Origin of the sequence: Methylocystis sp. L43, assembly GCF_015709525.1 — a bacterium.
GTDB lineage: Bacteria > Pseudomonadota > Alphaproteobacteria > Rhizobiales > Beijerinckiaceae > Methylocystis.
This window is the reverse complement of record NZ_JADNRA010000031.1, coordinates 57,849-79,290: the sequence shown is the minus strand read 5'-3', so window position 1 is coordinate 79,290 and position 21,442 is coordinate 57,849. Positions and strand designations below refer to the sequence as shown.

Annotated in this window: 17 protein-coding genes and 1 other RNA gene; 7 read left to right on the top strand and 11 right to left on the bottom strand. The window is 63.9% G+C overall.

All coding sequences use genetic code 11. The features are described from left to right. Positions 1-38: 38 nt before the first annotated feature. Positions 39-419, bottom strand: an RNA gene (gene rnpB / locus IYX23_RS11885) — RNase P RNA component class A. Positions 420-584: 165 nt separating this feature from the next. Between rnpB and smbP the strand changes: the two genes are divergently transcribed. Together smbP and IYX23_RS11875 are read left to right on the top strand one after the other, a co-directional pair. Continuing rightward, positions 585-947, top strand: coding sequence for a small metal-binding protein SmbP (smbP, locus tag IYX23_RS11880; RefSeq protein WP_018408856.1), 363 nt, complete (start codon positions 585-587; stop codon positions 945-947). Positions 948-1,218: 271 nt separating this feature from the next. Next, positions 1,219-2,475 carry an NAD(P)/FAD-dependent oxidoreductase gene (locus tag IYX23_RS11875; RefSeq protein ID WP_196392951.1) on the top strand — a complete coding sequence of 419 codons (1,257 nt, stop codon included), beginning with the start codon at positions 1,219-1,221 and terminating at the stop codon, positions 2,473-2,475. Between the two features lie 25 nt (positions 2,476-2,500). Here the strand turns inward: IYX23_RS11875 and IYX23_RS11870 are convergent, their stop codons facing one another. Beyond that, positions 2,501-2,992: a hypothetical protein gene (locus IYX23_RS11870; RefSeq protein ID WP_196392950.1), complete on the bottom strand. Its 492-nt coding sequence runs from the start codon at positions 2,990-2,992 to the stop codon at positions 2,501-2,503. A gap of 100 nt (positions 2,993-3,092) precedes the next feature. Between IYX23_RS11870 and IYX23_RS11865 the strand changes: the two genes are divergently transcribed. After that, entirely contained in the window at positions 3,093-5,336 is a 2,244-nt protein-coding gene (locus IYX23_RS11865) for a primosomal protein N' (RefSeq protein WP_196392949.1), read from the top strand. A 44-nt stretch (positions 5,337-5,380) separates the two neighbouring features. On the opposite strand, the gene hrcA is transcribed toward IYX23_RS11865, so the two are convergent. The 4 genes from hrcA to IYX23_RS11845 all read right to left on the bottom strand — a co-directional run bounded on the left by hrcA (position 5,381) and on the right by IYX23_RS11845 (position 10,126). Next, on the bottom strand, positions 5,381-6,466 hold the full coding sequence (gene hrcA / locus IYX23_RS11860; protein WP_018408860.1) for a heat-inducible transcriptional repressor HrcA: 1,086 nt from the start codon (positions 6,464-6,466) through the stop codon (positions 5,381-5,383). 85 nt (positions 6,467-6,551) lie between these two features. Then, positions 6,552-7,337 carry an outer membrane beta-barrel protein gene (locus tag IYX23_RS11855; RefSeq protein ID WP_196392948.1) on the bottom strand — a complete coding sequence of 262 codons (786 nt, stop codon included), beginning with the start codon at positions 7,335-7,337 and terminating at the stop codon, positions 6,552-6,554. 168 nt (positions 7,338-7,505) lie between these two features. Continuing rightward, positions 7,506-8,774 carry a glycosyltransferase gene (locus tag IYX23_RS11850; protein WP_246716717.1) on the bottom strand — a complete coding sequence of 423 codons (1,269 nt, stop codon included), beginning with the start codon at positions 8,772-8,774 and terminating at the stop codon, positions 7,506-7,508. A gap of 86 nt (positions 8,775-8,860) precedes the next feature. Beyond that, positions 8,861-10,126, bottom strand: coding sequence for a glycosyltransferase (locus tag IYX23_RS11845; RefSeq protein WP_196392947.1), 1,266 nt, complete (start codon positions 10,124-10,126; stop codon positions 8,861-8,863). 131 nt (positions 10,127-10,257) lie between these two features. Between IYX23_RS11845 and IYX23_RS11840 the strand changes: the two genes are divergently transcribed. Both IYX23_RS11840 and IYX23_RS11835 read left to right on the top strand, forming a co-directional pair. Further along, positions 10,258-11,214, top strand: coding sequence for a hypothetical protein (locus IYX23_RS11840; RefSeq protein ID WP_196392946.1), 957 nt, complete (start codon positions 10,258-10,260; stop codon positions 11,212-11,214). Positions 11,215-11,335: 121 nt separating this feature from the next. Continuing rightward, a complete protein-coding gene (locus tag IYX23_RS11835) occupies positions 11,336-12,502 on the top strand; it encodes an LptF/LptG family permease (protein ID WP_196392945.1) in 1,167 nt (388 codons plus the stop codon). Here the strand turns inward: IYX23_RS11835 and IYX23_RS11830 are convergent. Beyond that, on the bottom strand, positions 12,481-13,242 hold the full coding sequence (locus tag IYX23_RS11830; protein ID WP_196392944.1) for an ABC transporter ATP-binding protein: 762 nt from the start codon (positions 13,240-13,242) through the stop codon (positions 12,481-12,483). The two genes, IYX23_RS11835 and IYX23_RS11830, sit on opposite strands and share 22 nt — an antisense overlap. Then, positions 13,232-14,056 carry an ABC transporter permease gene (locus IYX23_RS11825; RefSeq protein ID WP_196392943.1) on the bottom strand — a complete coding sequence of 275 codons (825 nt, stop codon included), beginning with the start codon at positions 14,054-14,056 and terminating at the stop codon, positions 13,232-13,234. Before IYX23_RS11825 ends, IYX23_RS11830 begins: the two co-directional genes overlap by 11 nt. 200 nt (positions 14,057-14,256) lie before the next feature. Between IYX23_RS11825 and IYX23_RS11820 the strand changes: the two genes are divergently transcribed. Next, positions 14,257-15,756 (top strand): FAD-dependent oxidoreductase, encoded by a 1,500-nt coding sequence (locus IYX23_RS11820; protein WP_196392942.1) that lies wholly within the window; start codon positions 14,257-14,259, stop codon positions 15,754-15,756. 6 nt (positions 15,757-15,762) lie between these two features. On the opposite strand, the gene glmS is transcribed toward IYX23_RS11820, so the two are convergent. The 3 genes from glmS to glmU form a co-directional block, all read right to left on the bottom strand. Next, on the bottom strand, positions 15,763-17,592 hold the full coding sequence (gene glmS, locus IYX23_RS11815) for a glutamine--fructose-6-phosphate transaminase (isomerizing) (RefSeq protein WP_196392941.1): 1,830 nt from the start codon (positions 17,590-17,592) through the stop codon (positions 15,763-15,765). 85 nt (positions 17,593-17,677) lie between these two features. Further along, on the bottom strand, positions 17,678-18,088 hold the full coding sequence (locus IYX23_RS11810; protein WP_246716714.1) for a cupin domain-containing protein: 411 nt from the start codon (positions 18,086-18,088) through the stop codon (positions 17,678-17,680). 176 nt (positions 18,089-18,264) lie between these two features. Continuing rightward, positions 18,265-19,626, bottom strand: coding sequence for a bifunctional UDP-N-acetylglucosamine diphosphorylase/glucosamine-1-phosphate N-acetyltransferase GlmU (gene glmU / locus IYX23_RS11805; RefSeq protein WP_196392939.1), 1,362 nt, complete (start codon positions 19,624-19,626; stop codon positions 18,265-18,267). 246 nt (positions 19,627-19,872) lie between these two features. On the opposite strand from glmU, the gene IYX23_RS11800 reads away from it, so the two are divergent. Then, positions 19,873-21,417, top strand: coding sequence for a glucan biosynthesis protein (locus tag IYX23_RS11800; RefSeq protein WP_196392938.1), 1,545 nt, complete (start codon positions 19,873-19,875; stop codon positions 21,415-21,417). Positions 21,418-21,442 lie beyond the last annotated feature (25 nt).

Here is a 21,442-nt window from a genome sequence, read left to right as displayed (position 1 = left end):
TCGACCGCTTATCTCCTCTACGAGATACCCCTGATTTAAACGCCAGTCGGCCTGTAAGCCGGGTTCTGTACGTTCTTTGCAGAACGTGACGACCATTCCTCTGGGACGGACGTTGCCGCCCGCCTCTAGCAACCAACCCGGGCGACAGTCCCGGAGACGGGTTGAAGGCAAAAAGCTCGCGCTTAAGGCCTTCGGTCGCCCCTATTCGGTCTTGCTCCCGGCGGGGCTTGCCGTGCCCCGAACGTCGCCGTTCGGGCGGTGCGCTCTTACCGCACCCTTTCACCCTTACCGCTTGCGCGGCGGTTTGCTTTCTGTGGCGCTATCCCTGGGGTCGCCCCCGCCGGACCTTATCCGGCGCCGTGTCTCCGTGGAGCCCGGACTTTCCTCTGCGTTTCCGCAGCGGCCGTCCAGCCGACTGGCTCTTGAGGGATAGGCGCCCTCGCGACGGAATGCAAGAACGGCGGCAAAACGTCGCCTTGGATAGCTAAGCAATAATCGCCATCTCTTATATTGGTTCTTCGCCTTGGCTAATGCTGAGAGACGCCGAGCCGAGACCAAGAGAAATGCGATAAGGGAGAATATTAATGCTGTCACGTCGTTCGATTTTCGCCGCTTTAGCCGTCGCGACTGCTTTTCTCGTGACGCCGCATATGGCGTTGGCGCGAAGCGATAGCGAGCATCTGACTCAGGCGATCGAGGAGACCAATGAGGCGATCAAGGAAGGCAAGCAGCATAATGCCTCCTCCTTCGCCGAGCATGCGCATAACGCCTGGGATCACGCCAAGGCGGCCAGCGGGGAAGATCCCAAGGGCCACATCAAGACGGCGATGAAACATCTCAGTCAGGCGCTCAAGACGGCAAAGCGCACCCACCACGCCAGCCGGATTGACAAGGGCGTCCGTCATGCCGAAACCGCGCTCATTCATTTGAAGGCGGCAAATCAATAATGCGATGGGCCGCGATGCGCATGCTGCGCGTCGCGGCTCTCCCAAGCTGAAGCGTACGCTTCTCGATCCATACCGCTGATTATTTTTACATTTCCGGCTAGGGACCGCGCAAGCCTCACACCCTGCACTGTCTGAGTTTGTTGCTTTGTCTCGGATGTCGGCGAGACGGCGTCGGGGAGGCTGGAACCTTGGCGCCTTTGGCGGCTTAAATCCTGAGTCGCGCTGGGCGGGCGTGCCCAATTGACGACTCGCCCGCCAAGGATGGTTCATCATGCAGCACAGCAGCGCCGCCGAACGCAAACCTCGCGTCGTCATCGTCGGCGGCGGCTTCGCCGGGATTGCGGCTGCGCAGGCGCTTGATGGCGCCGGAGCGCGCATCTTCATCCTCGACAGCAACAATCATCATTGCTTTCAGCCCCTGCTCTATCAGGTCGCGACGGCGGCGCTTGCGTCGCCAGACGTCGCTTGGCCGATACGTCACATCGTGCGGCGCCAGAAGGATGTGACCGTCCTGATGCTCACGGTTGAGAGCGTCGACGCCGCCCGAAAAGTCGTGAAGACCGACAAATGCGAGATCGGCTATGACTTCCTCGTCGTCGCGACAGGGGCGACCCACTCCTACTTCGGTCACAACTGGGCGAGTTTGGCTCCGGGGCTGAAATCCATCTCAGACGCGACCCTCATCCGGCGCCGGCTGCTTCTCGCATTCGAACGCGCAGAGGTCAGCGTCGATCCCGTCGAGCGCGAGAGACTGCTCACCATCATCATTGTCGGGGGTGGTCCGACGGGAGTCGAACTCGCCGGCGCGATTTCCGAACTCGCCCGGCGAACGCTTCCGCCGGAGTTTCGCCGCGCCGATCCACGAAAGGCGCGCATCATTTTGCTCGAGGCGGGGCCCCGCATTCTTGCAAGCTTTCCCGAGCGGCTTTCGGACTACGCGCGCGATTCGCTCGAAGCAAAGGGCGTCGACGTGCGCACGGACATGCCCGTCGACCAGATCTTCGAGGACCGACTCGTCGCTGGAGAAAATGAGATTCCCGCCGGCGTGATTCTCTGGGCGGCTGGCGTGCGGGCGTCGCCCGCGGCGAATTGGCTGGGCGTCGAAGGCGATCGCACGGGACGCATTCCGGTGAGCGTAGACCTGACGGTTCCCGGCCTTCCCGATGTCTACGTCATTGGAGATCTCGCCCTTCTGACGCGTTCCGACGGGACGCCCGTTCCGGCGCTCGCCGCTTCCGCCAAGCAGATGGGCAAATACGTGGGACGCGCCATCCGACTCCGTCTGAAGGGCCGCTCTCCACGCAAACCCTTCCGCTATTGGGACTACGGCAATTTGGCGACGATCGGCCGCAACTCGGCGATTGTCAAACTCGGCCGACTGGAGTTGACCGGCTTTCCGGGTTGGCTCTTCTGGAGCGTGGTGCACATTTATTTTCTGGTGAACTTGCGCAGCCGCATCTTGGTCGCGATCAGCTGGATCGCGACTTATCTGACCAGCAATCGCGGCTCGCGACTGATTACGCGCTAAGCCGGCGCCCGCCGTTGGCCGGTCGTTACCTTAGTTCTAGCTCTTCTCCGCCCAGAAGCGCGCGAGACGCCGCCGCGCCGCACGCCAGACCGACCGCCAAGGCGGCAAAGGCCGCGATCATCGAGCGGTCCGACAAGGCGAACTCCCAGCCGGGCGTGATTCGCTTGGGCGCGACGCCATAATCGACGGTGGCGGCGATTCCCGACATCATCGCCGCATCGCCGATCAGTTCGAACGTTGAGCGCGGCGGCTGCATCGCGAGCCAGGCCTCGAAGGGCAAGGCCCAGAAGACCGCCGATGCGTGATGCGTCGCATAGCCCACGCCGGTGTAGGCCGCGTCGACGTCGCGCCGGCCGCGCGATTTGCGCCCCCAAAGCCAGTGGCTGGTGGCGTTGGTGGGCTCGAGCGCGCCCCTGCCTTCGAGCGTCGCGAGCGCCGCGAGGGCTGCGGTGGAGATGACGCTGGCGACGCTTCCCGTCACAAGCGCTGAGAGACCAATGCGCGACAACTTATCCATCGAAGGCTCCGTGGAGGCGTTGAGATATTCGAACCCCTTCGCACGCCGCTTCGTTCCAGAAATTTTTTGCTGAGGACCAGAAATGGATTAAGCCGTCGGCATGAGCGCGGCGCCGGACGAGGAAGAAAGAGCGCGAGTCGTCGAGATCTTGGCGCCCGTCGCGGTCGATTCGACCTATTCCTACCTCGCCCCCGCGGCCATGCAGCTTTCCCCCGGCGACAGCGTCACGGCGCCGCTTGGACGCCGGGAGGCTTATGGCGTCGTCTGGTCGATCGACGGCGACTCCGGCCCGGGCGGGAATCTCAAGACGGTCAGCGCCCGTCTCGACCGGCCGCCGCTTTCGCAAAAGCTGCGCAGCTTCATCGACTGGCTGGCGCGCTACACGCTGACGCCGCGCGGCATGGCGCTGCGGCTGGCCACGCGCGCGGCTGAAGACGCGGGGCCCGAGGCGACGCGGACGCTTTATCGCGCGAGCGGCAATGTCCCGGAACGTTTAACGCCGACGCGCGCCCGCGTCCTCAAAGCCGCGGAAGGCGGCGTCGCTTTCGCCAAGAAAGCGCTTGCCGAGGCCGCCGCCTGCTCGACGGGCGTGATCGATGCGCTCGTCGACGAGGGCGCCCTGGAAGCCATCGCCGCGCCGCCGGAGCCGATCGCGCCGCCGCTCGACCCTCTGTTCGCCGCGCCGGCGCTGGAGCCCGCGCAGCAGAACGCCGCCGACGCGCTGAAGGCGTCGCTTTCACCGCGGGCGTTCAAGCCCTTTCTGCTCGAAGGCGTCACCGGTTCAGGCAAAACCGAGGTCTATTTCGAAGCGATCGCCGAGGCGCTCAAGGCCGGCGGACAGGCGCTCGTCATGATGCCGGAAATCGCGCTCACGACTCAATTTCTTGAACGTTTCGCGGACCGTTTCGGCGAAAAGCCCGCCGAGTGGCATTCCGGCGTCGGAGCGCGCAAACGCGCGCGCATCTGGCGCGGCTGCGCGACGGGCGAGGTTCGCGTCGTCGTCGGCGCGCGCTCGGCGCTCTTCCTGCCCTTTTCGGATCTGCGGCTGATCGTCGTCGATGAGGAGCATGAAGGCGCCTACAAGCAAGACGACGGCGTGAGCTATCACGCGCGCGACATGGCGGTCGTGCGCGCGCGGATAGAGGAAGCCTCGATCATTCTCGCCTCGGCGACGCCCTCCATCGAAACCCGCGTCAACGCCATGCGCGGGCGCTACGGTTATCTAAGACTCGATTCGCGGGCGCGCGCGCGGTTAATGCCGACGCTCGAAGCGATCGACATGCGCAAAGAAGGCCCGCCGCGAGGCCGATGGATCGCGCCGCGGCTTGCTTTGGCGGTCGGCGAAGCGATCGCGCGCCGCGAACAGGCGCTGCTCTTTCTCAATCGGCGTGGCTATGCGCCGCTAACGGTTTGCCGCACATGCGGCCATCGCTTCCGCTGCGAACAGTGCGACGCGTGGCTCGTCGAGCATCGTTTTCGGCGTGCGCTGATGTGCCATCATTGCGGCCATATCGAGCGCCGTCCGAACCTGTGCCCGGAGTGCGGCGCCGAGGACTCGCTCGCCGCCTGCGGACCGGGCGTCGAGCGGCTCGCCGAAGAAGCGGCGACGCTCTTTCCAGATGCGCGCATACTCGTGCTCTCATCGGATTTTCCTGGCGGCGCCGACCGGCTGCGGCGCGAATTGGAGGAGATCGCCAAGGGCGCCTTTGATATCGTCATCGGCACGCAACTCGTCGCAAAAGGCCACAATTTTCCCTTTCTGACGCTTGTCGGCGTCATTGACGCGGATCTGGGCTTGGGCAGCGGCGATCCGCGCGCCGCCGAGCGCACATTTCAGCTGCTCAATCAGGTCACAGGGCGCGCCGGGCGCGGCGACAGGCCCGGCCACGCGCTGATCCAGACGTTTCACCCGGCGCATCCGGTGATCGCGGCGCTTCTCTCGGGAGACGCGGAAAAGTTCTACGAACAGGAGATCGCCATACGTGAGCGCGCGGGACTGCCGCCCTTCGGCCGTCTCGCCGCGATGATCGTTTCCGCCAAGGACGCCGCCACGGCGGAAGCGCATGCGCGCGCCCTTGCGCGCGCCGCGCATGAACTGCCGCCATCGCCGCGTTACAGAATCGCCGCGCCGGGCGCCTGGCCAGAGCAGAATGAAATCGCGCTGCTTGGTCCGGCGGAGGCGCCGATCGCGCTCATCCGCGGCCGTTACCGATTCCGCTTGCTCGCCAAAGGACCGCGCGGCGCCGACATGCAGGCCTTTCTGCGCGACATGCTCGCGGCCGGACCGAAGGAGCGAGGCGGCGTTCGCGTTCAGATCGACGTCGACCCGCAAAATTTCTCGTAAAGCTATCGCTGTTCGCCGATTAGAGACGGACCCGGCGCGACGCTTTACCCCCCGATGACGCGCGCCACGACCCTGGCCGTATAGTCGACCATCGGCACGATCCGAGCGTAGTTGATCCGGGTCGGGCCGATGACGCCGAGCGCGCCGATGATCCGGCGCTCGCTGTCGCGCAGCGGTGCAGCAATCATCGATGAGCCTGACAGCGAGAACAGCTTGTTCTCCGAGCCGATGAAGATGCGGACCCCTTCGCCCTGCTCCGCGCGCTCCAGCAGGTCGATGACCTCCGTCTTCGTTTCCAAATCCGCGAACAGGAGCCGGACGCGTTCGAGGTCGACGGCGGCGGTCAGGTCCTCAAGAAGATGCGCCTGCCCGCGCACGATCAGCTGCCGCGATTCGCCCATCGCGCCCGCCCAGGTCGCCAGCCCAGCTTCGACGATCCGCGCGGCGAGTTCGTCGAGCTCCATTTGCGCGGCCCGGCGCGAGCCTTCGATGTTTTCGCGGGCTTCGGCGATCGTGCGTCCGGAGACGCGCGCATTCAGATAATTGGCCGCTTCCGTAAGCGCCGAGGCCGGGAGATCGCGCGCGACGGGGATCACGCGGTTTTCGACCGATCCGTCGTCCGCGACGAGAATGACCAGAGCCCGCTCGGGCTCGAGCCGCACGAAATCGATCTGCTTCAACCGCACATTGCCCTTGGACGCGACGACGACGCCGGCGACGCGCGTCAGTCCCGACAGCAGACTTGTCGCTTCCGCAAGGACGCCGGGAAAATCATGATCTTTGGAAGCCGCTTCAACTTCGGCGGCGATGCGCGCGCGCTCATTCTCCTCAACATCGCCGATCTGCAGCATGGAATCGACGAAAAAGCGCAGGCCAAGCTCGGTCGGAAGACGTCCGGCGCTTGTATGCGGCGCATAGATGAGGCCGAGCTCCTCCAGATCCTGCATGACGTTGCGCACCGAGGCGGGCGACAGCGTCATCGGCAGGAGCCGGGCGAGATTGCGCGAGCCGACCGGATCGCCTGAGGCGAGATAGCTGTCGACGATGTGCCTGAAGATTTCGCGGGAGCGCTCGCTGAGCTGCGCGAGGCTCAGAGCCGAAGGGTGGGCAAGCGGGGCGTTGCGGATCATTCCATGAGAATATCGCACCGGCGCGCCAACAAAAAAAGCCCGGCCGCAAGGCCGGGCTTTTTTCGACGTCGGGGAGGACGGTCGATCAGAGGCCGAGTTCAGGCATGCCGATCAGCGCGCCGAAGCTCTTGACCTGATAATTCAAGCCAATGCGCGCGATGTGAGTGTCGAGGTTGTTGCCGGTGGTGACGCGGTAAGCGAGGGGGAAGCCGATGCTCGCGCCCGACGCGCCCTTCATGCGGGTGAAGAGATACTCCGCCTTGACGGTCCAGTTGTCGAGAACGGCGTATTCGATGCCGGCGCCGACGGCGAAACCCGCCTGCCATACGGCCCGGCTGGACGGGAACACCGATCCATTCGCCCATTGCTGGCCGTAGGGACTCACCCTGCCATAGGCCAAGCCGCCGGTGATGTATGGGAGGATCCGGCCGAAGGCGTAGCCGAAGCGTAAACGCTCCGCGCCGAACCACTGCAGACGGCTGCTGGCGCCGACGCCGGGAAGATAGCCGCTCGTATTCGTCGCTCGAACGTTGGCGTAGTTGTACTCGCTTTCGTAGCCGATCACGATACGATTGGCGAACACCCAGTTATAACCATTCTGATAGCCGACCATGTATCCGCTCGTGCCGATCGAATTCGACGTCGGAAACACTAGCAAGGACCCGGGTTGCAGCGCGTAAAGGTTCGAATACTGGCTGGAGACGCCGCCGGCATACGAACCGCTCACGCCGATGTGGAAGCCTTCCCAGCTGAAGGGCGGCGGAAGCGGAGGCGGCGGCGGAGCCTTGTAGCTCGGAAGGTCAGCCGCCGAAGCGGCGCTGACCGCCAAGACTGACGCAAAGGCGCCGAAAATAAAAGTTCTGAAAGTCATTCGAGGCGCCTCCAATAAGCTCGTCCTCCTGGGACGAACGGCAGTTTCGAATGCTAAAGTATCACCATCAAACCTAAGACGTAATTAGCGCCAAGGGTCGTAACGGCGTTTTTCCGGCGCCGTTGCCGATGGGACACACCATCGAGCAACGTCCTGATTTCCCGGACTCTACTCCCCTGACCTAGCGCTGATCAGCGCGGCCGCGAGCACGCCGAGGCTCGCCTTGTACGCCGCGAGCGAAAGCCGCGACTCATAATACCGACGCGCCGGGCTCGCGCGACGTGCAGATTCGTCCAGAGGCGTGCTGGCGACCGCCCGTGTCAGCGCGTCGGCGAATTCTTGAGCCGAGTTGACGATGACGACGCCAGAAAGGCGCGACGCTTGCACATCCATCCCGCGCATCGCCTGCGTGGTGGCTATCAACGGCAGACCGCTCGACAGCGCTTCGACCGTTTTGATCGAAAGTCCAGTGCCGCTGATCGTCGGAAGCAGCGCGAGGCGGGCGTTCGCGTAGATGACGCCGGGATCTTCGACCCGGCCCAGAAACCAGTCCTTATAGGCGGCGTATTGCTCCGGCGACTTTGAACGCACCCCCGCGTCGACATTGCCGACGATCTTCACCACGACGCCCGGCGCTTTCGGCGCGACTTCGCGCAGAAACCAGATGACGCTTTCGACATTGGCGGTGTTGTTGCTCGCGACAAGAATGATGTCCGGCCCGCCGGGACCGGTCGGCGCCTCAGGCGTTGCAGGATAGAGCAGCGCATGCGCCTTCTCTGGAACCAGCGCGCGAAAGTCTTCGGCCTCCTGCGCATTGAGATGCAGCAGCAGATCGGCGCCGCGCATCGCCTCAAGTTCCTGCGCCAGCATCGATTCGTAGGAGGCGCGCGGGGAAAGCCAGAGCTTTGTTTCGTTGATCAGCGCAAACTGCCGCGCCTGCAGATCATGCGTGTCGAGCATGATCGGCGCAACGCCCCGCGCAAGACGGCGCGCAATCGGCATCAGAAAAAAGTGGTTGCAGTGAACGAGATCGAACGTCGCGCCCTCGATCCCGGGCGACAGCAGCGCGCGCTCCGCCATGCCGAGACGAACCACCGCCTGATCGCCATGAAGATAGGGCCACAGCACGTCACGCAAAAAGCGGGGCGAGAGCATCGCGTGGAACGGCGCGCCGCCATAATAGCGCACGCCGTCATTAAGTTCCGGAGTCGCCTGGCTGAAGGATTTCCAAATCCAGTTCCGGCCCGGAACGAAGCCTGGATCGGAACTGATCGCGATCGGAAAAACTTCCGCTCCCAGCGCGCGATAGGCGGCGATCTGGCCAAGGACGACGCGGTAGGTGCCGCAAGAGTGCCAAGCCGGGTGGATCAGCGCAACGCGCCGGCCAAGAAGCGGACGCTGGGCGCAGGGCAAGCAATCACTCGATGCAACGCTCAACCCGTTCCTCCACTTCGCGCAAGCCGCAGCCTAAGCAGAGTTCAACTGTTCCGACAATCGTCGGGCGGCTTTTCGAAGCCTGATTTTCAGAGCGTGGCGGCGGCCATGGCCAGAGCGCGCGCATAAGCTTCGGGACTGAACGCGTCGTCGTAGAGGCGGCGGGTGTCGCTTCGCTCCGGCTCTGCGGAGTCTCCGCTATCGGCCCACGCCTGGGCTTCGCGCCATAACGCCGCGAATTGCCTGGCGTTTTCGGCGAGAGCGACATTTCGCAATCTGGCCGGATCGACCTGCATGCCGCGAAACGCCAGCGGGGTCGCGACGAGAGGCGCGCCGCAGGACAGCGCCTCGACCGCCTTGATCGACAGGCCGTGCCCTTCAACTGTCGGGAGCAGCACGCAGCCGGCGTTGGCGTAAACCGCGCCGATATCGTCGACGCGGCCCTTGAACAAAGCGCGATGCGCCTCGTAGAGCGCCGCGTCGCGTCTCTTCACGCCGCCGTCGACATTGCCGTAAATTGCGACGCGTGCGCCGCCGGCAAAGGGCAAGACCTCCTGCAAAAACCAGCGAAGGCTCATGTAATTGGCGTAATTGTCGCTCGCCACGATGATGATGTCGCGTCCCCGCGCCGAGGGCGCCGACGCCACCGCCGGATAAATGAGCGCATGTCGCAATTCCGGCAGGAGCTTTTGGAAATCGCGATGCTCCTCCTCGTTCAGATGCGCGCAAAGATCGGCGCGGCGCATCCATGAGAGTTCGACCTCGAGCATGTCGTCGTAAGTCGCATGGGGCGAGATGAAGAAACCGCCCTTGTTGCGCAACACATATTGGCGCGCCTGAATGTCCTGCGTCTCCAGGACGACTGGAACTTTACGGCCGCGCATCAGCCTTTCCGCGAATGGCAGCGTGAAGTAATGATTGGCGTGAATGAAGTCGATCGACTCGCTCTCGAATCCTTCGGGCAAGGGCGCGCGCTTTGCGAGTTCGATGAGCCACGACGCCTGATCGCCGTGGATCAACCGCCACCAGCCGTCGACAAGCAGTCGAGACGCCAAGGCGGAGAACGGCGCGCCCGAATAAAAACGACGGTCGGCGCCGATGTCGCGCGACGCTTCAATATAGGCTGGCCAGCGCCCGCCGAGCGGCGGGCGGCGCGCGAGATCGTCCATCATCGCGACAGACACGACGCGCGCGCCAAGCGCCTTATAGGCGGCGATCTGACTGACGTTCACCTGATAACTGCCGCAACTGTGCCAGGCGGCATGAACAACGGCCACGGTTTTGCCGGCAAAAGGCCGCGCCTGCGGGCCTGCGGTGTGCGCCCCGTGCGCCGCGGATGACGAAATATGGCTCATCGTATCAGACATCGTGCTGCAACATGGTCGATCGATCTCAAATAGCTTAGGAAAATCGCGCGCTCGGCCTCTCAGGCGCGCCGACACGCTGCTGTTTCACACTGACGCATCCCGGCCCGCTTCTTCCCTCAATGCCGAGCCGCCCCTTGCTTTTGCCCGCCATTTTCAAATACATCCCGTATATGAGGCTTCGCGTTCCAAATCCAGTCTTATCGCCCGAGGGCGCCGCGGCCGCCAGCCCCGCGCCCACCCCCGCCCCTGCCAAGCGCTACGGCGTCGCCATCGTCGGCAATGACAAGATCATCGACTGGCTGCTCCCTTTTCTCGAAAGCTACCGAGACACCAATTCCGGGCTGCCGCTTTATCTCATTCCCTATGACGACAATGTCGTCATGACGCGCCGCGCGGCGGAAATTTACGGGGCGCATTACGTCGGCGAAGAGCCGACGGAGATCGACAAGCTCTCGCATGAACTTTACCCCGGCATCTTCAACACCAACCGCCGCCGGCTGCGAAAGCTGCAAGCGCTCGCGCTACCGCTCGATGAAGTCGTCTACGTCGACGTGGACGTCATTCTGTTTCGCGACCTCACGCCCCTGTTCGGCCGTTTGGACAAAGGCAAGACGGAGTTCATCGTCGCCTCTCCGAGTTTTGAGTATGTCTACAATGACAGACGCGTTCACTATCCTTTTTTGAAGGACGCGCTCCTCTTCAATGACGGCTTTTGGGTCACATCGAACCAATATCTGAAGCTGTCCGATTTCATCGATACAGTCCGCGACGACGCCGTGATTTTCCATGACGTGCGCAAGCGCGGTCAGCTCTTCGCTCAACCGCTCGTCAATTTCGTCACGCACCGGCGCGGCCTGAAAATCGAGCTTTTGCCGAATGTCATCGCGGGCGCCTCCCACGAAAGCTTCTACAAGGCGCCAGGCGTCGAATTTAAGCACGGCAAGCCCGTCGATTACGAAGGCAAGGAGATCTATTTCGCGCATTGGGCCGGCGCGACGGCGCTGCCGAAAAATGGCGTGTTCGATGAGGCGTGGACGCACTATTCGCAGGCAGCCTGGGCGAGGTTCAAGCGATGACGCGCGGCGCCTCGCGTCATGCGCGGCTTTGCGCCGGCGCGCCGCTCTTCCGCTTGGCCGTCGCGACGCGAATTTACTTCGCCGCTCGGCGCGACGCCGAGCGATAGCGCGGAGCCCGCCCATGCCGCGCCTGTTGTTCCGCTATCTATTCAAGCGCATCGGGTTCGGCGTGCTGATCGTGCAGTTCGCGCTCTCCATTCCCGTCGTCTTGTCATATCTGCTTTACCAGCTGCCGCCCGCTGCGGTGCGCGGCGGCCTCGTCATTCCCGCCTTGATCGGGGTGACGCCGACGGTGGCTTACGTGACTTTGCCGATGGCGGTGGGCGTCGCCACCGCGCTCGAGTTCGGCCGAATGGCGAGCGAGGGCATGATCGCCGTTCTCTACGCGCTGCGCCTTTCCGTCTGGGCCATCTGCCGCCCGGCGCTGGTCTTGGCGGCGGGCGTCGTCGTGCTCGGCTATCTGCTCGCCAATTTCGCGGCGCCCTACTATTCGAGCGGCATGCAGGATGTGCTCAATGTCGTGCGCAATTCGCTCAATCATCGCATGCTCGACGCGGCGCGTTTCTACACCTTCGACAATGGCGTGAAGACGCTCTACATCGAGCGTTGGGAGACGCCTGACCTTGCGATCAATCTGTTCGTGCGTCAGCTGTCGATCGAAAAGATGCAGGAAGAGACGGTGACGGCGGCGCGCGCCGAATTTCGGCGCAATGAATCCGGGGTCATCGTCGCGCTCTCCAATGGCAGCATCCAGACGCGCTCATTGACGTCAGGCGACGTGCGCATCGCCAATTTCGATGAATACGCCATGGCGTTGCCGATGCAGGGCAGCGCATCGCTGCCCGACCGCGGTTGGCGCGGCGTTTATGAATTATCGGCCAGCGCCTTTCTCGCCAATTACGCTGCGGCGCGCGGCGATCCTCGCCAGCTTGGAGAGTGGACGGCCGAGGCGGCGAAGCGCTTCGGCGTGCCGGCGCTCGCCATCGCCCATACGCTGCTCGCGATGGCGCTCGTCCTGACATTCGGGAACATCACCGGCCGGCGCGGAGCGGCCGGTGGCCTCGCCACGATTGCGGTTCCGGCCGTGCACATCGGCTTTCTCGTCGCGCTTGAGTCGCTTCTGCGCATCAATGGGTTGTTCGTCTTGCTGCTTGCCGCGCTCGCGCTCGCCGAAGTCGGCGTTTCCCTTTGGCTCCTTGCCCGGCTCAACCGCAGCCCCAAGCCCAAGCGCCTTCGCGACGAACGCGCTTCATCCGCGCGGGACGCCTACGCGACGCCGCTCGCCTGACCCTCTTCGGCGCGCATCGCCTTCCGATAGTCGGCGACCACCTTCTCCGGATCGCCGATCTCGCGCACGACGCCGCCCTCAAGCCAGAGCACGCGATTGCACAGGGAGGCGAGAAAGTTGAGATCGTGCGACACCATCAAAATAGTGCCGGTTTTGGCGAATTCGGCGATGTATTTCTCGCACTTGCGCTGAAAGATTTCGTCGCCGACCGAAAGCGCTTCATCGACGATGAGCACGTCGGCTTTGGCGTGGGCGCAGATCGCGAAAGCCACGCGCGCGATCATGCCCATCGAATAGGTGCGCATCGGTTGCTCAAAAAACGACCCGATGTCGGCGAAGGCGGCGATGTCGTCGATGCAGGCGTCGACCTCCTTGCGCGACAGCCCCAGGATCGCCGCGCCGATGCGGGCGTTTTCGCGTCCCGTCAGCAGCCCGTCGAAGCCAGAGCCGAGCGCCAAAATTGGCGCGATACGGCCGCTGACCCTGAAATCGCCCTTCGTCGGCTGAGTGATGCCGCATAGAATCTGCAGCAGCGTTGTCTTGCCGGCGCCGTTGCGTCCCACGATGCCGACGCGCTCGCCTCTCTCGACCGTGAAATTGACGTCATGCAGAACCCATTTGTCCTTATAGAACTTCTTCCATAGGCCAAACACGATCTGCTTGAGTTGGTCGTTCTGATGCGCATAGAGCTGGAAAGCCTTGCCGACGCCCGCGCAGCGGATAGAGGGCTCAGATAACATCGACGATGACCGATTTGTAGCGCATGAAGAACTGGTACCCGCCAAGGAACACGGCGTAGGAGACCGCGACAAGCGCGAAATAGCCGAAGACGTTTGGAATTGTTCCATCAAGCGCAAGGGAGCGCAGCATCTCGATGTAATCGCCGACGATGTTGAGACGCAGCCACAATGCGACCGATCCGGACATGGCGGCGATCTGGTCCAGGCGATAGAAGATCGGCGTCGCGAACATGAGCACCGGCACGACGGAGGCCATGATATGGGCGACGTCGCGCGTGAACGCCCCGAGCGCCATCAGAAACCACACGACGCCGAGGATAAAGAGAAAAAAGGGCGCGATCAGGAATGGCGTCAGCACGATCGTTAAGGGAATCGTTCCTGCTGTCAGCAAGCGAAACACGATGTAGACGGCGAAGCCCACGCCCCCGTAGGTGAACGCCCGGATCGTCGCCGTCCAGGCGATGGTTTCGCTGGGGAAAATCGACTTCTTCACGAAGTTGACATGCTCGTGCAAGAGCATTGGCGCTCGATAGGCGAGTTCGCTAAACAGATTGAAGACAATAAGCCCGATGAAAATCGAGCTTGCATAGTCGGTGACGCTCATGCCGGCGGAAAGCTGCGGAACCGTGATCGAGAACAGCGCGGTATAGGTGAGCAGCATGATGAGCGGCGACAGCACCGCCCAGAGCGGTCCAAGCGCCGAGCCGCGAAATCGGGAAATGAACTCGCGCCGCACGACGGCGCGGATAAGCTCCCGGTTGCGCCAAGCCCGTTCGAAGGGCGCGACATAGACAGGAGGGATCGAGGCGAGCAAGTGTCGGCGCGTCCTTAGGTTCAGAACATGATTTCGAAAGCGCGAGACGTCCCTTGGACAGGATCGTGCGCCGATCGAAGCTATCGCGCCTGGCGCGGCGTCGCCCGCATAGACCAGTTCAGCCCGCCCCCTGTCAATGGCGACGCTCACCCTCAGTGGAACGGCATGCATTATCGCGCTTATTGTCTTGGGAAGCGGCCATGGTGACGCGTCGCGCGACCATCGCAGGACTGGGCGCCCTGGCGACGCAGTTGGTCCTGCCGAGCGCCGAAGCGGCGCAAGCGCCGCCCTATCAGCTGGGCGAATGGACGGGCGACGGTTTCGCGCCCATGCACGCGATCCGCGACGGGCTTTGGCGCGCGCCGCTTTCGGCTCCCGAGCGGCGCGTCGACGTCGTCGTCATCGGCGGCGGTCTGGCCGGCCTCGCCGTTGCGGCGCTGCTACGGGATCGCGACGTGCTGGTCCTGGAGCGCGAAGCCGATCCTGGCGGCGTCGCCAAATCGGGCCGCTGGCGCAATGTCGACTATGCGCTCGGATCAGCCTATATCGTTGACTTATCTGATCCTTTCAGGGCGTTCTACGAGACGCTGGGCCTCGCGCCGCGACCCGTCAGCGAACCGGTCGACAGAGCGCTGTCAGGCGCGGCCGGCGCCGGGGACCCAAGGGAGGGAGAATGGCGGGGCGCCTATGAACGGCTGAAGGCGCTTTTGCGCCGCCTCGGCGAGAGCCTGGACTTTCCCAAGATCCCAATCGCCAAGGCGTCGGCGCCGGCGCTTGCCCTGGACCAGCTCTCCCTGCATGAATTTTTGCGGCGCGAGCATATCGACGCCGAACTCTTCGGCCTGCTCGACGCCTACTGCCTCTCGGCGCTCGGCGCGCCGGCGGCCGAAATCTCCGCCTATGCGGGCGTCAATTTTCTTTCGGAGATCAACGCCCCGATCTACGCCTTCCCAGGCGGCAACGGCGCGATCGCCCGCGCTATGGCCGCGCGCCTGTCGCGCGCCGGCGAAGGACGCATCGTCACCGGCGCTGCGGTCTACGCGATCGAACCGGCGGTAAACGGCTACGCCCGCGTGGGATGGTTCGACGCGCGACATCCAGAAGAGCCCCGCTGTCTCGAGGCGCGCTGGGCGGTCGTCGCCGCGCCTTACTTTTTCGCCGGCCGTATTCTGCGCGGCGTCGATCCCGCCGCAACGGCGCAAATGACCCGGTTGCGGCAGGGCAGCTACCTTGTCGCCAATTGCTGCTTCGAGGGGACGCCAGCGGACCTGCCCTACGACAGCTGGGCGCTCGGCGCCCAGAGCTTCAGCGACGCAATCAGCGCGACTGCGGTGCTGCCCGCCGCCGAGCGGCCCAAGGATCACAGCGTCCTGACCGTCTACGCGCCGTTCCCCGACCCTGGCGCGGGGCGGGCGCGCCTGCTTGCCGGCGACCGCGCCGGCTTCGCCGCGCCGATCGTCGAAGAGCTGCGACGTTTCATGCCGGAGGCGTTCGGCGGGGCGCGGCTCGCGGAGGTGCGGCTGACGCGCTGGGGCCACCATCACCTCATCGCCGCGCCGGGGATCGTCGCGACAATGCGTGCGCTGCCGAAGCGCTTCGGCAATGTGCTGCTCGCCCATTCCGACGGCCAGGGCATGCCGGCGGTGGAGAGTGCCATCGTCGAAGCGCTGAGCGCCGTCGAAACCATCAAGAGGGGCTGAAGCGCCCTACTCCACCGTCACGCTCTTGGCGAGATTGCGCGGCTGATCCACGTCTTTGCCCATGAATGTCGCGACGTGATAAGCGAGGAGCTGCGCGGGAACCGCGTAGACGATGACCGCGAAAGGGCCCGCGACGCTTTCCGGCATTTCGATGAAACCGGCGAGTTCGGCGGCCGCGGCGTCCCGAGCATGCGGCGAGCCGATCAGAATCAAATGGCCGCCGCGCGCGGCGACTTCCTGGAGATTCGAGACAGTTTTTTCCAGGCTCGCGTCCGGCGGCGCCAGCACGATCACCGGCATGGCGTAGTCGATCAGCGCGATGGGCCCGTGCTTCAGCTCGCCGGCCGCATAGCCCTCCGCGTGGATATAGGAAAGCTCCTTGAGCTTCAGCGCGCCTTCGAGCGCCAGAGGAAAGGCCGGTCCACGCCCGAGATAGAGCACGCTCGAAGCCCGCGCCACGTCGCGCGCCACGGGTTCGATCTGCGCCTCATGGGCGAGCGCCTGCGCCATCTGCCCCGGCGCGGCGACGAGCTCGGCGACAAGTTCGCGTTCGCGCTCCTTGCTCAGAACGCCGCGCGCGCGGCCCAGCGCCAATGCCAGACACGCGAAAACCGCGAGCTGACAGGTGAAGGCCTTGGTCGAGGCGACCCCGATCTCGGGGCCCGCCAATGTCTGCGCCACCGTGTCGCTCTCGCGGGCGATCGTGGAGGTCTCGACGTTGACGATCGAGAGAATGTGCTGGCCCTGCTCGCGGGCGTAGCGCAGCGCCGCGAGCGTATCCGCCGTTTCGCCCGACTGCGAGACCAGAATCGTCAATCCATTCTCGGGCAGCGGCGCTTCGCGGTAGCGAAATTCCGACGCGATGTCGATTTCGACGGAAAGTCGGGCGAAACGCTCCAGCCAGTAGCGCGCCACGAGCCCGGCGTAATAGGCGGTGCCGCAGGCCGAAATGGTCACGCGCGAGAGCGTCCGCGGATCGAATGTGAATTGGAACGGCAGGCGCACGACGCCCTCGGCGAGATCGAGATAATGCGCGAGCGTGCGGCCGACGACCTCCGGCTGCTCGTGGATCTCCTTGGCCATGAAATGGCGATAGTTGCCCTTGTCGACCAGCAAAGATCCGGCGAGCAGCGGCAGAAAGCGCCGCTCGACCAAAGCGTCATTGGCGTCATGGAAACGCACGCCTTCGCGCGTCAGCGTCACCCAGTCGCCCTCGTCGAGATAGGCGATGGAGGTCGCGAAGGGCGCGAGCGCCAAAGCGTCGGAGCCGAGATAGACGCCTTCGTCGCTCCGACCGACGGCGAGCGGCGAACCGCGCCGCGCGCCGATCAAAAGGTCGCTTTCGCCCTCGAAGAGAAAGGCCAGCGCAAAGGCGCCCTTGAGCCGTTTCAACGCCGCCGCGACAGCTTTTTCCGGCGTGGCGCCGTTACGCAGTTCGTCGGAGACGAGATGAACCACGGCCTCGGAGTCGGTCTCGCTCGAAAAGACATGGCCCTTCGCCGTCAGCTCGGCGCGCAGTTCGCGAAAGTTTTCGATGATCCCATTGTGAACCACCGCGACGTGGTCGTTGGCGTGCGGATGGGCGTTGTTTTCGGTGGGGCGGCCATGGGTCGCCCAGCGGGTATGGCCGATGCCGATGGCGCCGGAGAGCGGCGCCGCTGCGAGCTTTTCTTCGAGATTCTTGAGCTTGCCGCTCGCCCGCACACGGGTGAGCCGACCGTTCTCCAGGGTGGCGATCCCGGCGGAATCATAACCGCGATATTCGAGACGCTTCAGCGATTCGACGATTTTGTCCGCGACCGGACCGGTTCCAAGAATTCCGACAATGCCGCACATGACGACCTCCGAAGCCATAATAGCAAGAGCGCCGCCTGAGCGGATGGGCGCGGGAGCGAGACGGGATTCAGGGACAGGGACGCGCTTACTTGTTCTCCTTGCGCGGATCTTCCTTGGGTTCGGTATAGGCGATGCCCCATGGCCCGGTCGCGATCAACTCAACGAGCGTTTCCTCATCTGTCGTCCAGACAAAATGCGCATGACCCGCCGGCAAGGCGAAACTGGAGCCCGCATTCAGCACACCGCCTTTTTGCGCATCGAATTTTTCGCCCATGCCATTCCCTAATTTCCCACTCAGGATGGTGATGACCTCGGCGAAGGGATGCGAGTGAGGTGGGATTTTATAGTTCGGCGGAAACTTCAGATAGGCGATAAACACGCCAGCTTTGCTTGGATCGCCGACGAGCAGAACGCTCTTGGCGCCTTTGGGAAGGATCGGCTCGTCTGTCCATGGAAGCCTGTCCTTCGTGAATGTTTCCGCGGCGTCTACGGTCATGCGATCAATTTTTTGATCGCCCTGCGCGTATACAGAGCCTGCAATAGCGAGCAAAATCATGGCTGACGCAAGGATTCTCATGAGTTTCACCTTTCATGCGATCGGGCGTCCTTTGTCAGGCCGCGTGTTCGAACCTGCAAAGCCGGGTACGGATTAGTCTGACTCAACCCGAACCGTTATTTTCCTTTCGCCTTCTTCTCCGCCTGCGCCGTACGAAACGAGACCGCCCACCCCGATTTTTCCATCTGCCGCCCGCGCGCCACGGCGAGCGCGTCGGGCGCAACATCCTTGGTGATGACGGAGCCGGAGCCGACATAGGCGCCCTGCCCTATCGTCACCGGCGCGACAAGCGACGAGTTTGAGCCAATGAAGGCGTTTTCGCCGATCGTCGTGCGATATTTTAGGAAGCCGTCGTAATTGCAGGTGATGGTTCCCGCGCCGATATTGGCGTTGGCGCCGATGTCGGCGTCGCCGATGTAGGACAGGTGATTGACCTTGGCGCCTCGCGCGACATTGGCGTTCTTGATCTCGACGAAATTCCCGACCTTGGCTTTTTCCGCAATCTCGGCGCCGGGACGCAGGCGCGCGAAGGGACCGACGCTCGCGCGTTCGCCGACGCGCGCGCCTTCAAGATGCGAGAAGGCGTGGATCACGGCGCCGTCGGCGATTTCAACGCCCGGTCCGATGACGACATGCGGCTCGATGACGACGTCGCGGCCGATCACGGCGTCGGCCGCAAGAAAAACGGTTTCCGGCGCGATCATCGTCGCGCCCCCCGCCATGGCGGCGCGGCGAAGCCGCGTCTGCGCGACGGCCTCAGCCTGCGCGAGCTGCATACGGTCGTTGACGCCGAGAACTTCGGCTTCGTCGGCGATGACGACTCGCGTTTCGCGTCCGTCCGCGCGCGCAAGCTCCACAACGTCGGTGAGATAGAACTCGCCCTTGGCGTTTTTGTTGTCGATCTTCTCAAGCAGGCGCAGCGCCTCTCCGCCGTCGATCGCCATCAGACCGCCGTTGCAGAGCGTGACCGCGCGTTCTTCATCGCTGGCGTCTTTCTCTTCGCGGATGGCGGCGAGACGCCCGGCGGCGTCACACAGCAGCCGTCCGTAGCCGGAGGGGTCGGACGCCTGAAAACCCAGAACGGCGACGGCGGCGCCTTCGCGCAGGGCGGCGCGCAACGCGCCGATCGTCGGTGCGGTCACGAGCGGCGTGTCCGCGAAGAGCACCAGCAGGTCGTCGCATCCTTGTGCGATGGCGGCGCGCGCGGCGAGAACGGCGTGCGCCGTGCCGCGTCTTTCGCTCTGCACGAAGATTTCCGCCTCAGGGATGAAGCGGCGCGCCTCCCCGCCGACGTCATCGCGACCGGGCCCGACGATCACGGCGACTCTGCCGACGCCCGCCGACATGGCGCTTGAGAGCACATTGCCAAGCATCGAGCGCCCGGCGACCTCGTGCAGCGCCTTCGGCCGGTCGGATTTCATCCGCGTGCCTTCGCCGGCGGCAAGGACGATCGCGAGCGCGCTTCTTTCTGTCGGCATCTGGCGCCCAGGCTAGACGTTGGCGTAGGAGCCGGCGTCGCGACGCCGCTCAGGCCGCGGTTCTGGCAGATTCGAGCGGCGGAGCGCAAGCCGCCGCGGCTTTCGCGCGCAGCCCTCAAAAACCGCCAAGAAAACCATTTTGTCTCGTTAGGTTTCTTGTATAGAGGGGCTGTCGCCAGCTCAGCGCCGCAAAATGGCTCAATCACACGTTCATGGACCGCGCGGATCGGCCTCCTTCGGTAGCTCATGTTTGAACGTCGAGATGTTTTGAAAGCGGGCTTGGGCGTCATCGCGGCGGGGATCGTTCCGCCGCCGTCAAGCGCGGGGACCGCCGGTCAGGCGGCTCCCCCGACGGTTCAAAAGCCTGCGCCATTCTCGCGCGACATGGTCGTCGAACTTGCCCGCGCGTTGGCCGCGAAACCATTTACGGCGCCGCGAACTGACCTGCCCGAACCCTTCGCCAATCTCTCCTATGAGCAATTCGTCGGGATCAAGACAAAGCCCGATGCGGCGATTTGGCGTCACGACAACACGGGTTTCAGTATCGAGCCGCTTCATCGCGGCCATATTTTTGCGGCTGCGGTGGACATCTATGTTGTGGAGAACGGCGCCGCCGCGCGACTTCCTTATGAGGCGAGCCGCTTCGACTATGGCGCCCTCAATGTCCCGGAGTCGCTGCCAGACCTCAGCTTTTCGGGCTTTCGGGTGCTTCACGCCCAAAATGGCGGCGCCGAAGCGGAGCTCGCCATATTCCAGGGGGCGAGCTTCTATCGGGCTGTCGCGCGCGGGCAGAATCTCGGCGTCACAGCCCGCGGTCTCTCCATTCGAACGGCCGATCCGCGCGGCGAGGAATTCCCCGCCTTCCGCAGTTTCTGGATCGAGAAGCCCGCGCTCGGCGACAATGCGCTCGTCATTCACGCTCTGCTCGATTCGCCCAGCGTCGCCGGAGTCTACCGCTTCACGCTGCGGCCGGGCGAAGCGACGCTCATCGACACCGAATTGACGCTCTTCCCGCGCACGGCGGTCGATCATTTCGGGCTCGCCGGCTTTGCCGGGGCTTCGCTGTTTACGCCGCTCGACCGCCCCAGGCTCGACGACTGGCGGCCGATGGTCGCCGACATCAACGGCATTCAGATGCTCTCCGGCCAGGGCGAATGGCTCTGGCGACCGGTGTCGAACCGCGAGATTCTGCAATTCTCCTCCTTCGTGGACGACAATCCGCAGGGCTTCGGCTCGCTGATCCGGCAGCGCGACATCGACGACTACGAGGATGATCAGCAGCACTGGGAGAAACGTCCGTCGCTGTGGATCGAACCGCTCGGCGAGTGGGGCGAAGGCGGCCTGCAGCTCGTCGAAATTCCCTCGGAATCCGAAATCAACGCCAATATCGTCGCCTATTGGCGGCCCAAGACCGCTCTCGTCGCCGGCAAGGAGACGTCCTTCGCCTATCGCCAGTTCTGGTGCTGGGAGCCGCCGACGCGGCCGCCGCTGGCGATCGCCACGCGCGCACGCTCAGGCCGCGCGCCGGGCGGCAAGCTCCGCCGTTTTATTGTCGTCTTTTCCGGCGACGTGTTGGCGGACCCTCAACGCACAACGCAGCTGAAAGCGGCGTTGACGACCTCTCCGGGATTGGCGACAAATATTCGGACCTATTTGACTCCGTCGTCAAAGTCCTGCCGCGTCGCCTTTGACGTAGACCCTGCCGGCGAGAACTTCTGCGAGCTTCGGCTCGTCTTGCAGTCCGACGAGCGACCGATCAGCGAGACCTGGCTTTATCGATGGACGTCGTGACCCTCGCTCCTTCAGACGATCCGCC